The organism is Algoriphagus winogradskyi, from assembly GCF_900182815.1.
Classification (GTDB): Bacteria; Bacteroidota; Bacteroidia; order Cytophagales; family Cyclobacteriaceae; genus Algoriphagus; species Algoriphagus winogradskyi.
Genome location: NZ_FXUA01000001.1, coordinates 66,736 through 80,633 on the forward strand (window position 1 = coordinate 66,736; position 13,898 = coordinate 80,633).

The window sequence follows — 13,898 nt, forward strand, 5'->3', positions numbered from 1 at the left end:
TTTATATCTAGTGTATGTCCCCCATTAATTTTTTAATAAAGGGAGAAGCAATCAGTATTAAAAGCCCTGCTCCTACCGAATACATTGCGATTAGTAAAAAACCATCAGTATAAACTTCTAGAGTTTCAAAACCTCCGATGTTTTTATCTGTACTTTCAATAGCTAGTTGTTTACCAATAAACCCTACTACTTGAAAAGCAAAGGCAGAGGATAAAAACCAGACACCCATCATAAAAGCTACAATTCGCTTAGGAGACAGATCGGTTATTTTAGATAGACCAACAGGAGACATAAAGAGTTCTCCAATAGAGATCAAAAAGTACATCAAGAGTAAGTAAGCAAACGGTACCAAACCAGCTTCATTTGCACTATTCTTACTAATATGTAAAATATAGAAGCTGAGGCCAGCAAATAAAAGTCCCATTCCAAATTTGAAAGGAGTTCTTGGATTCAGGTTCTTTTTGGATAAAAAAGTCCAAAGTAGTGAAATCGGAATTGCCAGAATTATAATCCACATTGAGTTTAATGAATTAGTCTGGGAAGCCGTCATAATCCCTCCCAAATCAATATTTCTAGCTGCAAAAAGTGTAATCACACTGCCCGAAAGCTCATGAAAGCCCCAGAAAATCGTCATAAAAACAGTAATAAGAACTGCCACTATTAACTTGCCTCTTTCCTCTTTAGTGGATTGGAAAATGATATATGCCAGATATCCCAAAATACTCACTCCAATAATTTTAAAGATTATGTTTACGATATTCTGGTCGCCAAAGAATCCCCCTTCGCTTCCAAAGGGCTTATAGGATGACAATAAGTACGCAACAACTGGCACAGTCAATACAGATAGCAGCGGAATTAGATACCTGTTTTTAATACCTAATACTTTTTGATCAATCTCTCCGCTTACTGGAGGCATTCCCCTATCGCCAAATACACCATTTCGAATCCCCGTCCAGAAGAAAATAAGACCTGAAAGCATGCCAAAACCTGCTAACGCAAATCCATAATGCCAGCCATAGGACACTGCAAGCCATCCACACAATAAGGGAGCAATCCATCCGCCGATATTTATACCCATATAGAAAATAGTAAATCCAGAATCCTTACGTGGATCACCATCTTGATACAATGTGCCGACAAAAGTTGAAATGTTTGGTTTGAAAAAACCATTTCCTACGATTATGAGAGATAGAGCAAGAAAAAAAGCTATGTTATGTTCTATTGCCAAAACAAAATGGCCAAGTGACATCAATATTCCACCTAGAAAAATAGAATTTCGCATGCCAAGAATCTTATCGGAAATCCTCCCTCCAATGACTGTAGAGGCATAAACTAATGATCCATAAGAAGCATATACAGCTGCCGTTGCATAATCCCTATCACTCAAAGCTTCAAAAATAACCTCAACCATGTACAAGGTGAGTAAAGCTCGCATACCGTAGAAACTAAATCGTTCCCACATTTCTGCAAAGAATAAGTAAAATAAGCCTTTAGGATGGCCAAACATCGTTGGCTCTTTCAATTCTGTGTTAAGGTCTTTTTCCAAGGAGAGTTTTATTTGGGTGAAATCAATTTTACAATGATAAAGCTTTTTAGCGCTTGTTTCCAAAGTTAAAGATGCTGAATTATAGCCTCATGATTAAAAATTACACTTTTGGAATGAAGGCTTATCTCGACTTGACCACTACCCTAACCAGTAAACAAAATAAACATCTGTTTTTTCTACGCAACCGATTGTATTTAAAAATAAAGCACTTTTTATTGGTTTATTTAGTGTGTATTTGAGTAATTTTGTGAAGACAATTTTCAGATTGTAAACCCAAATACTTATGCAGGAACTAGATCTGGCTACCCAGACTTCTCCCCTGGCTTTTCTTCAATCTACCCCAGAAAGAAAAGTTCATATCAACCTTCCACCAGCAGCACTGGTTGAATTTGCTTTGAAGCGAAAGGAAGGAAAACTCACATCCACTGGCGCTCTAATGGCTGACACTGGCAAATTCACTGGCAGATCACCAAAGGACCGATACATTGTCCAGGATGACAAGACCAAAGATGCAGTTTGGTGGGGTGATGTTAATATCCCTTTTGATCCGAAGAAATTTCAATCGCTACTAGGGAAGATGCAATCATTTCTTGCAGACAAAGAGCTATTTGTAAGAGATGCATATGCAGGAGCTGATGAAAATCATCGACTCAAAATAAAGGTGATAAATACCAAAGCTTGGCACAATCTATTCTGCCACAATATGTTCCTTAGACCTTCTGAGGATGAATTAAAGAGCTTCGAGCATGACTTTACCATTATATGCGCTCCCGAATTCGAAGCTAATCCTGAGACTGATGGCACCAAAAATTCAAATTTTGCTATTCTAAATTTAACAGAACGCATCATCCTAATCGGAGGTACCGGGTATGCCGGAGAAATGAAAAAAGGAATTTTCTCTGTTCTAAACTTCATTCTTCCCCACGACAAGCATATTCTTTCGATGCACTGCTCCGCAAATGTGGGTTCTAATGGTGATACAGCGATCTTCTTTGGGCTATCAGGCACAGGCAAAACCACCCTTTCTGCAGATCCAAAAAGAAACCTGATTGGGGATGATGAACATGGCTGGACAGAAAATGGAGTTTTTAACTTTGAGGGTGGTTGCTATGCAAAAGTAATTGACTTGAGTAGAGAAAAAGAGCCTGAAATCTGGGATGCAATTAGATTTGGGTCTATTGTGGAAAACACTAGATTCAAAGAAAATTCCCGAGAGGTAGATTTTGCAAACAAATCTGTAACAGAAAATACCAGAACTGCTTACCCAATTGATTTTATTCCAAATGCTCAAAACCCATCAGTGGGAGGTATTCCTAAGAATATTTTCTTTCTAACGGCAGATGCATTTGGAGTGATCCCTCCTATTTCTAAACTAAATAAAAGCCAGGCGATGTATCATTTCATTTCTGGTTACACAGCTAAAGTTGCTGGAACCGAAATGGGTGTTACTGAACCAAAATTGACATTTTCGGCCTGTTTCGGAGCTGCATTTCTGCCTCTTCACCCTGCCAAGTATGCTACCTTATTTGGTGAAAAAATGGAGAAATATGATACGAATGTTTGGCTGATCAATACTGGCTGGACTGGTGGACCATATGGAGTTGGCTCCAGAATGAAATTAGCTTACACTCGCGCCATGATATCTGCGGCATTGGAAGGGAAATTAGACCAAGTGGAATATAAAAAGCATCAGGTTTTCGGATTCGAAGTCCCTCAAGATTGTCCAAATGTCCCTTCGCAAATTCTTAATCCACGAAAAACGTGGACAGATACCGAAGGATATGACAAGCAAGCAAAAATTCTCGCAGAGGCCTTCAATTCAAATTTTGAAAAATTCAAAGAGTTTGCAACAGTTGAAATTCTAGACGGAGCTCCTCTACTATAATATTTATAAACCCTAATAACACCTGAGTCTGCATTTGGAATGCAGACTCTTTTTTTTATAGGGCATTTAACGTATTGAGAGGCAATATCTAGAACTCTACTTTTGGATAGTATTATCTCTAACTATTTAAAAACTATGAAAAAAATTATTTTATCAACCATTGCATTTCTTTTTGCAGTCACAGTAATTAATGAGGTTCAGGCACAGCAATTTCAGCAAGGACAAATGGATCTAAATATTGGAGTTGGGTTAGTCCCTACTTTTGGTACAGGAGATGTAGGGATTCCACTCAGCGCTTCTCTTGACTATGGCATAACTGACCAAATATCAATCGGAGGATATTTGGGTTACGCAGGTTCCAATGACAACATACCCTTCCTAGGCAAGATATCTTACACTTATTTGATTTTTGGGGCTAGAGGTGCTTATCATTTTGAATTAACAGAAAAACTCGACACTTACGCTGGCCTACTGCTGGGGTATAATGTAGCTTCAGTAAGTATAGAAAACTCTTCCCCTGGAATGCCGGAACCTGATGCTGCCGGTGGATTCACTTATAGTGTTTTTGGTGGAGCACGATATCATTTTAATGAAAAAATAGGTGCATTTGGAGAGATTGGCTATGGCATTTCAGTTTTAAACTTAGGATTAACAGTTAAATTGAAATAGCTATCTGCACAACAGATGCTTTTAAATAGGATTTTAAAAACATTTTTCTGCACAATAAATTCAAAGTAAGAGTTATTTTTGCTTCCATAAATTTTTATCAAAAACCTGAAAAAATGAAGACAGCGGAATTAATTACAGAGAAGGGAACAATGAAAGTTGAGTTTTACGAAAAGGACGCGCCAATTGCAGTTCAAAATTTCGTTGACCTTGCTAATAAAGGATTTTACGATGGATTGACTTTCCATCGAGTTATCCCAAATTTTGTAATTCAAGGTGGCTGTCCTAAAGGAAACGGAACTGGTGGGCCTGGTTACCACATTAAATGTGAACTAGACGGAGAAAATCAGTATCACGACCGAGGAGTTCTTTCGATGGCACACGCAGGTAGAAATACCGGCGGATCTCAGTTCTTCATTTGCCACAGCCGAGACAATACTGCTCACTTGGATAGAAACCACACTTGTTTTGGGAAAGTCGTTGAAGGGCTGGATGTGATCGATGAGATAAGAGCTGGAGACAAAATCGAAAAGATTGTCGTGTCAGAATCTTAATTCAACATAGACTATAATTACAAATGCCCTCATTAGCAATTAGCTTTTGAGGGCATTTTTTATAGGTATTGCAGAGAAAATCAAAGGTTGGAATAGTTATTGAACATGGGTCATTCCTTTTTGAAATCACTTATGAATAAACGTTTAGCTCTCCTCATACTTGTTATTTTCTTTAGCATCTCTTTAGCTAAGGCCCAGCGATATGGAACTGCAGTTGGGCTGAGATTCGGAAATAGCAACCAGTATAGAACCGTAGGATTCACAGCTCAGCAGCGAATTAGCAAGCGGCTTTCTATTGAGGGGATTATCCAATCCGATTTCAAGTTGAACACCACCCTTTCGGCGTTGATGGAAAAACACCATCCAATCATCTCGAAGAGATTCAATTATTATTATGGAATTGGGCCTTCCATCGGTGTAGAAGAAAGCTTTGTAAAAGATCCAGAGACCATGCAGATTTTGCATACTTATGGAAATTCCACTGTTGGACTAGACTTAATTGGTGGGTTGGAACTTACTGTCTTAAATACGGTAATCTCTTTAGACTACAAACCCAATATTAATTTGATGGGACGAGAAGAGTTTTATAGAGGTCAAGTCGGTATCTCTGCCCGGATGGTATTAGTGAAAAGTAAGGAACAAAAGAAAAAGCAACGGCAGCGTCAAAGAGCGAAAAACAAAGCTCAAAAAGTGCCTTTAAATGAACAGATCAACACGCTATTCACGAAGAAGAATTAACGATTTTTAGACTGTAAGTAGGCTTTTTCATGCAAATCAGCTCGTTTCACAACTGATTTGTACCACTTCATCCGGAGGAGTTGCTTTTCATCATCTGTTAAGAAAAAATCAGGATGATTATACTTCTCAACTTTTTTGACCAACTCGTAAAGAGAGATGGAAGCTGCCACGGAAATATTAAAACTCTCAGTGAAACCAAGCATAGGAATATGAACTAATCCGTCAACATTTTCCCGAACCTCTTCGCTTATCCCTTCATGTTCATTTCCAAACACAAGAGCAATCTTCTCATCAGGCTCTAAATCATGAATGGAAATTGACCCAGGTAATGGACTAGTTCCATAGATTTTATAACCATTTGCTTTTAGACTGGAAAAGCAATCCTGCACGGCTGACCCTTCTTTATTGTAATATTTATGCAAATCAATCCATTGGGATGCTCCTCTGGTCACAAAGGGGTTCACTTTATATTGATTTACCTTTTCAATGACATGCACATCTTGAATCCCAAAACAATCGCAGGTTCGAAGAACTGCACTTGCATTATGAGGCTTAAAAATATCTTCTAGAACAACCGTCAGGAAACGGGTTCTTTGCGCTAGAACCTTTTCCATTACCGATTTCTTATGGTCAGTAATGTATTGGCTCAAATAATCCAGCCAACCTTGATCGATAGTTTCTAATTGATTTAGGGTTTCCATTTAAAAAGTGGGACTAAAATAGTCCCAGTTGTTCTTCATCATCTTTTTTCACAGATAAATCTATAGTAGAGCCTACTTCAAGATCGTCCTCCGAATCGCGGTCACCTTCATTTTCTTCGGATTCGGAATCCTTCCCTTTATCTGATTTTTTAGATTCGATTAAGCTGACAGATTTAATCTCATATGTACTCAACTTATTACCTAAGGCTTTCCATCCCTTCACATCGATGAGCATATCCAAATCGTATTCCATCTCCTCTTCTTCTTTTCCCTTAATCAGAGTAACCCGAGCCTGGGGCTGTTTTTCAGTGGAAATAAGTTTGAGATATGAGTTTTTGTGATCAGAAATAAAATTAAAATTCTTGTTTAGCGTAGTTGTTTCTATCTGAAAACGCTTTATATAAAAGGTTTTACTACCACCATCAAAGTATATGGCAGACAAGACTTTATCAGGATCAAATTTCTCAATCAATACAACATTTGGAGCGTCATATCTATTTGTGGTTTCAAAGCTGGTTAATTCATAATCACCACTTTTGTAACATACTAATATCCGGTCTTCTCCCAAGAAATTACCTATTAATTTACCACGTTCATCCGTGTTCAAACGGCCAACTGTAGGATCGTAATAGATATTTAATCCGCCCAAAGTCGATACACCTTCCATTTTCAATTGGATCTTTCGGATTGGGTGTCGAGTTAAAATATTACCGCCTGCTCCTCTTCCTTTGATATCTATTGAGGCAAAGTCGAAGTCAAAAACCTTCACTCTGGCTTTCGCACCCTGAGTCAAATACACTGTAATGATTTCAGCTTCACCATTTGAATTGGCAGTCAGGTAAAGTGTCTTACTTCCTTTACTACCCTTGGTGAGCATATATTCTTTGTCTCGCGTAACAGCCAGCACCTGGAATCGCTTAACCATGGCACGGCCGGTTCCTCCATCCAAATAGATGAAGTTATAAACCATACGTTCATCACCCTTTCGGAATACCGCAACATGCAGAATATCCTTTCCCATGAAATTCTTCTCCTGGATCTTGGATACTACACAAACGCCATCCTTCCGGATCACAATGATATCATCCAGATCAGAGCAGTCGCAAACAAACTCATCTTTCTTCAAGCCATATCCGACGAAACCATCTGCTCGATTCACGTATAGTTTTGCATTGTTTGCGGCTACTACATTGGCCTGGATGGCATCAAAAGTTCTAATTTCTGTCTTGCGCTCTCTTCCTTTACCGTATTTTGTTAGGAGGTTTTCATAATATGCTATCGCAAAATCGGTCAAGTGTCTTAAGTGATGATTTACTTCCTTCAATTCATCCTGAAGGCGCTTCATAAGCTCATCTGCCTTGAAGGTATCAAATTTGGAAATTCGCTTGATCTTGATCTCAGTTAATCGAACCAAATCATCTGTTGTGATCTCTCTATAAAAATCTGGCTTATAAGGCTCCAAACCATCATCTATCGCCTTCAACACATCATCCCAAGTAGTACACTCTTCGATGTCACGATAGATTCTATTTTCTATGAATATTTTTTCCAAAGAGGAGAAAAGAAGCTTCTCCATTAATTCACCTTTGCGGATTTCTAACTCCCGTTTAAGAAGTGATTTGGTTTGCTTGGTATTGTATTCCAGGATTTCATTGACTGTTAGAAAAACAGGAGTATCCTTAATAATCACACAAGCATTTGGTGAAATAGAAACCTCACAATCAGTGAAGGCATACAGCGCATCAATAGTAACATCCGGCGAAACTCCAGGTGCTAATTGAATAGCGATCTCTACGTCCTTGGCCGTATTATCGACCACTTTTTTGATCTTAATCTTACCCTTATCGTTCGCTTTCAGGATAGAATCGATCAATGTATCCGTAGTCACGCCAAATGGTATATCCTTAATTAATAGCGTCTTACTATCTTCTTCTTCAATTCTTGCTCTAACCTTAACTTTACCTCCTCGGAGGCCTTCGTTGTACTCAGAAAAGTCAGCATAACCACCAGTGATAAAATCAGGCAGCACATTGGTTTTGTTGCCTTTCAGAATCTCTATAGATGCAAGAATTAACTCGCAAAAGTTGTGAGGAAGTATTTTAGTCGAAAGCCCTACTGCAATTCCTTCTACACCTTGAGCCAGTAAAAGTGGAAATTTGACAGGTAGCGTGACTGGCTCTCTCTTTCTACCATCGTAGGAAAGTTGCCACTCCGTAGTCTGGGCATTAAACAATACTTCAAGCGCGAATTTTGAAAGTCTCGCCTCAATGTATCTGGCAGCTGCAGCGCGGTCACCCGTTCTTACATCCCCCCAGTTTCCTTGGGTTTCAATGAGAAGGTCTTTTTGCCCGATATTTACAATGGCATCGCCAATAGAAGCGTCTCCATGTGGGTGAAATTGCATGGATTGACCGATGATATTGGCGACTTTATTAAATCGACCATCATCCATTTCCTTCATTGCGTGCAAAATTCTTCTCTGCACAGGTTTCAATCCATCCTCGATAGCCGGAACAGCTCTTTCTAGAATTACATAAGATGCATAATCCAGAAACCATTCCTTGTACATTCCAGTCACTGGGACTGAAGTGTGCAGGGATTCATCTCCGTTCGTAGGTAAATTGTTTTCTTCACTCATATTGTCGTACAGTATCTACAAAGTTGAAAGGTTCACACCCTTCAAATCAAAATCATTTCTTGTGATCCCACTTTAGCTGATTGTTAGCTAAGCTGCTTCATTATCTTCTTCCGGCTCATCTGCTTTTTTAGGATCTTCAAGCGCCAAATCCTTCTCAATCTTTAAGTTTTTGATAATGAAGTTCTGGCGGTTAGGGGTGTTTTTACCCATGTAGAAAGTAAGCAAATCAACAATCTTGGTCTCCTTATTCAAAATGATTGGTTCCAAGCGAATGTCTTCACCTATAAAACCTCCAAATTCCTCTGGAGAAATCTCTCCCAACCCTTTAAATCGAGTGATTTCAGGCTTATTTCCAAGTTTATGAATCGCGCGTTGTCTTTCTTCGTCAGTATAGCAATAGATGGTTTCCTTCTTATTTCTCACTCGGAAAAGCGGCGTTTCCAAAATGAATAAATGTCCATTTTTCACCAAATCAGGGAAAAATTGCAAGAAATAAGTCATGATCAGCAAGCGAATATGCATACCATCGACATCGGCATCTGTTGCTATTACAATCTTTCTATATCGAAGGTTTTCAATTCCATCTTCTATATTCAAAGCATGTTGTAGAAGGTTGAATTCCTCATTCTCATACACCACTTTCTTAGTCATCCCAAAACAATTCAAAGGCTTTCCTCGCAGGGAAAAAACTGCCTGAGTCTGCACATCACGGGATTTGGTAATAGATCCTGAAGCAGAGTCACCTTCCGTAAGGAAAAGCATAGTATTCGCCTTCACATCATCATTTGCCTTAGGATCGTCGTAGTGCACTCGGCAATCCCTTAGTTTTTTATTATGAAGATTGGCCTTTTTAGCACGCTCATTTGCTAATTTTTTAATTCCGGAAATCTCCTTACGCTCCCGCTCTGACTGTAAAATTCTCTTCAAAAGAGCATCCGCAACAGCAGGATTTTTATGAAGGTAATTATCCAGTTCGGTTTTTAAGAAATCGTTGATAAACGTTCGCACAGTTGGTCCATCTGGTCCTACCGATTGAGATCCTAGTTTGGTTTTAGTCTGGGATTCGAAAACAGGCTCCTGAACTCGAATAGAAATTGCAGCTACGACACTTTGGCGAATGTCAGAAGCATCGTAATCTTTCTTAAAGAATTCTCTTACAGTCTTTACAACCGCCTCTCTGAATGCTGCCAAGTGAGTTCCACCTTGAGTTGTATATTGCCCATTTACGAAGGAATAGTACTCCTCCCCATACTGATTAGAGTGCGTGAGTGCCATTTCTATGTCATTCCCTTTCAGGTGAATGATTGGATAGCGCTGGCTTTCCTCGTCTATTTTATTAGAAAGAAGATCGAAAAGTCCTCGATCTGAAAAGTACTTCTTACCATTATAATTGATCGTGAGACCGGCATTTAGATAAGCATAATTCCAGATTTGGTTTTCCAAGTATTCAGGAATGAAATGATAGTTTTTAAAAATCCCTCCATCAGGAGAAAAAACCACCTTGGTACCATTTCGATCTGAGGACTTAATTATTGGTGCATCATTGACCAAAATTCCCTTTTCGAATTCAGCAACTTTTGTTTCTCCTTCGCGGTAAGCCTGTACTTTGAAAAAATCGGAAAGTGCGTTCACAGCTTTTGTACCCACCCCATTAAGTCCTACCGATTTTTGAAAGGCACCAGAATCATATTTACCACCTGTATTTATTTTGGACACACAATCGATGACTTTACCAAGAGGAATCCCACGGCCATAATCACGGACTTCCACTTTATGGTCAGAGATTTTGACATCAATAGTTCTTCCGTAGCCCATCATGTGTTCATCGATGGAATTATCCAAAACTTCTTTTACCAATACATAGATCCCATCATCCTGAGCGCTTCCGTCTCCCAATTTACCGATATACATACCCGGTCTTAGTCGGATATGTTCCCTCCAATCCAGGGATTTTATACTGTCTTCTGTGTATTTTACTTCTCCAGCCATAGTTTAATTGATGCTTATTCTGCTCAAGAATTATTTTTAACCTGATTGAATTTCCCTACTAGAATACCAAACAAACCTAACACCCATAGCACAAAAAGGCCTGGAATGAGGTAGAAAAAGAAATTAAATTGACTTGCTGCTATTACTTCCTGATTATTGATGGCATGGGTATAAAATATCAACATTGCTAAGCTCATATTTAGAATTCCACCAAAGGAATAAAACCAAGCCAAATAGTAATCCCGAAACTTATCACCAATAGGAAAAATACGTATCAATCCTTTGTGGTTTTTGGTTTCAAGCAGTTTTGGGGGCAACAGGACAAACACATTCATAATAATAAATATGGCAATCATTCCATAGAAAAATGTGCCCTTACTTAGCTTTTCCGGCGATAATCCATTTTCATCGTAATTATAGCTGACATTTTCTGGTAACGCAGAATAGAAATAAAGCAAGAAGAAAATGAAGAGGGTAACACTAAGGAAATAAAAGGCTTTTCCGAATCGGTAATACATAATTGAGGGGAATTGAATGTGCTAATATAAAGGATTTGAGCAAACAGAAACCGACTTCTCGATGTTCCTTTTATCATTATCTTTGACAAGTAGCTTCAGAAAAACACCCAAAATAATGAACCTCAGTCCAGTAGTGATCGCGATCCCGATGTATTTCATCTTGATGGCAATAGAAATGATTGCGCTTAGATTTCAAAAACATCCCGGATATAGACTCAATGATGCCGTGACAAATATCAATTGTGGAGTAATTTCACAAGTCACTGGCGTATTCATCAAAATCCTTTCAATCGGGATTTATACCTTGATTTATCAGCATCTCGCCTTTTTTCAAATCCCTAATAACATCTGGACATTTCTCCTACTCTTCTTCCTTTATGACTTTTGCTATTATTGGGCCCACAGGATGAGCCATGAGATCAATTTATTCTGGGGAGGACATGTGGTGCATCACTCTAGCGAAGAGTACAATCTCTCTGTTGCACTTCGTCAAAGTAGCACACAAACGATATGGACTTTCTTCTTTTACTTTCCACTGGCTCTCTTAGGTTTTGATCCGGTGATGTTGGTTTTGGCATCTGGAATTAATCTATTGTATCAATTCTGGATTCACACTGAAGCAATTGATAGAATGGGGTTCTTGGAAAAATTCATGAATACGCCTTCCCACCACCGGGTCCATCACGGAAGAAACCCAAAGTACATTGATAAAAATCATGCGGGTACATTCATCATATTCGATAAATGGTTTGGCACTTTTCAAGAAGAAGAAGAAAAGCCTACCTATGGCATCACTACTCCGGTAAAAAGTTGGAACCCTGTTTGGGTAAATGTAGCTCATTATTCCACTATGAAGGATGAGCTGAAAATGATTCCCTACTGGTCAGATCGAGTGAAATATCTTTTCAATAAACCAGGCTGGTTGCCCGATTACTTAGGTGGCTACCGAGCCCCGAAAGAGGTGGAATCAGATTATCAAAAATTTGACACCGTTGTCCCGCCCTCATTTAACTGGTATGTTTTAACTCAATATATCTTCGTGTTGTTACTGACAGGTTTCTTTCTCTTCAAAGTCGAATCATTCACTTGGATGCCGAAAGTATTGGTAAGTGCTATCATCATTTGGACGACGGTAAGCTTTTCGGGAGTTTTTGAAAAGAGAGGTTGGTATTTGCCTCAAGAGCTGATAAGAATTTTAGCTTTTGTGGGAGTTGTCTTTTTCCTAATTCAATCTCTCCTACCTTTGCCGATTCTAATTGTAGTTCTAAGTACATACACGCTGACTTCCTTCTTTTGGCTCTGGAAAAATCAACAGCTAAAATCTCAAATCCCTTCTATTTCCTTATAGACATGAATAAATCTCTTTTACTTTTCTCTGCCCTTATTCTTTCCGCATCTCTTTCTTGCAGCTCCAAAAGAGATACAGGAAGCATGAATATGGAAAACTGGAAAGCTGACCATTACGGATGTAAGGGATTAAGAATGCAGGATTTAGAAGAGCTAGAGCGACTCAAAAACACATTTCTAGGAGTTGACAATCAAGCTTTGATCAAGACATTTGGACGCCCTGACCGAGTGGAATTGGTGGACAAAAGCCAGACTTTTTTCTTCTACTTCCTTGAGCCAAGCAATGCCTGTGAAGGGGTAGAAATAGAAAAAGAACCCCTAAGAGTTCTTTTTCGCTTGAATGCTATAAGTAAAGTTTCGGAAGTTACTATTACAACCCTGAACCCATAAAACAAAGCGCAGCGGCTCCCAAAGTTCCTGCATTGTTTTCCAAAGTGGCTTTTTTCAGGACCAAATCCTTACCGTAATATTGCGTTAAATATTGCTTGATCGTTCGGTCAAGTGTAGGCATCATAAACTCCAGACCTGCTGAAATCCCACCACCGAAGAAAACATCCGTAACATCTAAAATCCTGATTGCGGATACTATGGCTTCTCCAAGTATTCGAGCTACTTCTTCAAAAACCATTATAGAGACTAGGTTTCCGGCCTTTGCAGTATCCACGAGAAGGTGAGTGCCCAGCTCTGCTCCAACCAATACGCCTGCTTTTTCAGGGTAAGCATCGATCAGACGAGCCATAATATTCAATATCCCTTGTCTACCTATAAGAGTTTCAAGTCTTGCTGCTCCTTTTGATAGCATATGGCCCATTTCCATGGCGTTGCCTCTTGATCCTTTGAACACTTGTCCATCTAGAACCAAGGCACTTCCTATCCCTGTTCCCATAGTGATAAAAAGGAAATTTTGAGGAGGATCATCTTTGCCAAAATAAAACTCTCCGATAGCCGCAGCAGCAGCGTCGTTCTCTAAAGCAAAAGAATGTTTCGGGTATTTTGATTCCAAATTCCCCTTCAAGTCAAAACCATTTAAACTTGGGATTGCTGGAATTTCCAAAGGAGTAGTTCTGTCTTTCGAGATCATTCCAGGCAAGCCAATTCCTACTTCCTTAACTTGCGGATACTTTTCGATATACTTGCCCAAACCTGCAATAAATGCAGGCCCAAAACCTTCAGGATGGTCACGATATGAAGTGGTATCTTCCTTAACAAAGTCTAAAATATTGCCTTCTCTGTCAACAAGGCCAATTTTCAAGTGAGTTCCCCCCACGTCCACTCCAAGGAAATGCGCTTCCTGATTTTGCATAGTATTGTTAATA

General features: G+C 39.1%; 12 protein-coding genes. 6 read left to right on the forward strand and 6 right to left on the reverse strand.

Annotation, left to right across the window (positions count from 1 at the left end):
* Nucleotides 1–7: 7 nt before the first annotated feature.
* Nucleotides 8–1,546 (reverse strand): peptide MFS transporter, encoded by a 1,539-nt coding sequence (locus QOL76_RS00310; protein WP_283411019.1) that lies wholly within the window; start codon nt 1,544–1,546, stop codon nt 8–10.
* A gap of 283 nt (nt 1,547–1,829) precedes the next feature.
* Between QOL76_RS00310 and pckA the strand changes: the two genes are divergently transcribed.
* The 4 genes from pckA (at nt 1,830) to QOL76_RS00330 (ending at nt 5,389) form a co-directional block, all read left to right on the forward strand.
* The gene (pckA, locus tag QOL76_RS00315) at nt 1,830–3,431 is read left to right on the forward strand and encodes a phosphoenolpyruvate carboxykinase (ATP) (protein ID WP_283411020.1); all 1,602 of its coding nucleotides are present in this window, start codon (nt 1,830–1,832) and stop codon (nt 3,429–3,431) included.
* Between the two features lie 135 nt (nt 3,432–3,566).
* Entirely contained in the window at nt 3,567–4,100 is a 534-nt protein-coding gene (locus QOL76_RS00320) for an outer membrane beta-barrel protein (protein ID WP_283411021.1), read from the forward strand.
* 113 nt (nt 4,101–4,213) lie between these two features.
* Nucleotides 4,214–4,651: a peptidylprolyl isomerase gene (locus tag QOL76_RS00325; RefSeq protein WP_283411022.1), complete on the forward strand. Its 438-nt coding sequence runs from the start codon at nt 4,214–4,216 to the stop codon at nt 4,649–4,651.
* A gap of 132 nt (nt 4,652–4,783) precedes the next feature.
* Nucleotides 4,784–5,389: a hypothetical protein gene (locus QOL76_RS00330; protein ID WP_283411023.1), complete on the forward strand. Its 606-nt coding sequence runs from the start codon at nt 4,784–4,786 to the stop codon at nt 5,387–5,389.
* Here the strand turns inward: QOL76_RS00330 and QOL76_RS00335 are convergent.
* From QOL76_RS00335 to QOL76_RS00350, 4 genes are all read right to left on the reverse strand, one after another.
* Nucleotides 5,386–6,090 (reverse strand): TrmH family RNA methyltransferase, encoded by a 705-nt coding sequence (locus QOL76_RS00335; RefSeq protein ID WP_283411024.1) that lies wholly within the window; start codon nt 6,088–6,090, stop codon nt 5,386–5,388. The genes QOL76_RS00330 and QOL76_RS00335 overlap by 4 nt on opposite strands.
* Before the next feature lie 13 nt (nt 6,091–6,103).
* Nucleotides 6,104–8,728 (reverse strand): DNA gyrase/topoisomerase IV subunit A, encoded by a 2,625-nt coding sequence (locus QOL76_RS00340; protein ID WP_283411025.1) that lies wholly within the window; start codon nt 8,726–8,728, stop codon nt 6,104–6,106.
* 87 nt (nt 8,729–8,815) lie between these two features.
* Nucleotides 8,816–10,717 (reverse strand): DNA topoisomerase IV subunit B, encoded by a 1,902-nt coding sequence (locus tag QOL76_RS00345; RefSeq protein WP_283411026.1) that lies wholly within the window; start codon nt 10,715–10,717, stop codon nt 8,816–8,818.
* Between the two features lie 23 nt (nt 10,718–10,740).
* The gene (locus tag QOL76_RS00350; RefSeq protein WP_283411027.1) at nt 10,741–11,235 is read right to left on the reverse strand and encodes a DNA topoisomerase IV; all 495 of its coding nucleotides are present in this window, start codon (nt 11,233–11,235) and stop codon (nt 10,741–10,743) included.
* A 115-nt stretch (nt 11,236–11,350) separates the two neighbouring features.
* On the opposite strand from QOL76_RS00350, the gene QOL76_RS00355 reads away from it, so the two are divergent.
* Nucleotides 11,351–12,583 (forward strand): sterol desaturase family protein, encoded by a 1,233-nt coding sequence (locus tag QOL76_RS00355; protein ID WP_283411028.1) that lies wholly within the window; start codon nt 11,351–11,353, stop codon nt 12,581–12,583.
* Between the two features lie 2 nt (nt 12,584–12,585).
* Nucleotides 12,586–12,972: a hypothetical protein gene (locus tag QOL76_RS00360; RefSeq protein ID WP_283411029.1), complete on the forward strand. Its 387-nt coding sequence runs from the start codon at nt 12,586–12,588 to the stop codon at nt 12,970–12,972.
* On the opposite strand, the gene QOL76_RS00365 is transcribed toward QOL76_RS00360, so the two are convergent.
* A complete protein-coding gene (locus QOL76_RS00365; protein ID WP_283411030.1) occupies nt 12,953–13,885 on the reverse strand; it encodes an ROK family protein in 933 nt (310 codons plus the stop codon). The genes QOL76_RS00360 and QOL76_RS00365 overlap by 20 nt on opposite strands.
* Between the last annotated feature and the right edge of the window lie 13 nt (nt 13,886–13,898).

What these genes read in the sequence shown, in the direction of transcription:
- pckA (WP_283411020.1), top strand. Translation starts at nt 1,830, where the DNA reads ATGCAGGAACTAGATCTGGCTACCCAGACTTCTCCCCTGGCTTTTCTT.
- QOL76_RS00320 (WP_283411021.1), top strand. Translation starts at nt 3,567, where the DNA reads ATGAAAAAAATTATTTTATCAACCATTGCATTTCTTTTTGCAGTCACA.
- QOL76_RS00325 (WP_283411022.1), top strand. Translation starts at nt 4,214, where the DNA reads ATGAAGACAGCGGAATTAATTACAGAGAAGGGAACAATGAAAGTTGAG.
- QOL76_RS00330 (WP_283411023.1), top strand. Translation starts at nt 4,784, where the DNA reads ATGAATAAACGTTTAGCTCTCCTCATACTTGTTATTTTCTTTAGCATC.
- QOL76_RS00335 (WP_283411024.1), bottom strand. Translation starts at nt 6,090, where the DNA reads ATGGAAACCCTAAATCAATTAGAAACTATCGATCAAGGTTGGCTGGAT.
- QOL76_RS00340 (WP_283411025.1), bottom strand. Translation starts at nt 8,728, where the DNA reads ATGAGTGAAGAAAACAATTTACCTACGAACGGAGATGAATCCCTGCAC.
- QOL76_RS00345 (WP_283411026.1), bottom strand. Translation starts at nt 10,717, where the DNA reads ATGGCTGGAGAAGTAAAATACACAGAAGACAGTATAAAATCCCTGGAT.
- QOL76_RS00350 (WP_283411027.1), bottom strand. Translation starts at nt 11,235, where the DNA reads ATGTATTACCGATTCGGAAAAGCCTTTTATTTCCTTAGTGTTACCCTC.
- QOL76_RS00355 (WP_283411028.1), top strand. Translation starts at nt 11,351, where the DNA reads ATGAACCTCAGTCCAGTAGTGATCGCGATCCCGATGTATTTCATCTTG.
- QOL76_RS00360 (WP_283411029.1), top strand. Translation starts at nt 12,586, where the DNA reads ATGAATAAATCTCTTTTACTTTTCTCTGCCCTTATTCTTTCCGCATCT.
- QOL76_RS00365 (WP_283411030.1), bottom strand. Translation starts at nt 13,885, where the DNA reads ATGCAAAATCAGGAAGCGCATTTCCTTGGAGTGGACGTGGGGGGAACT.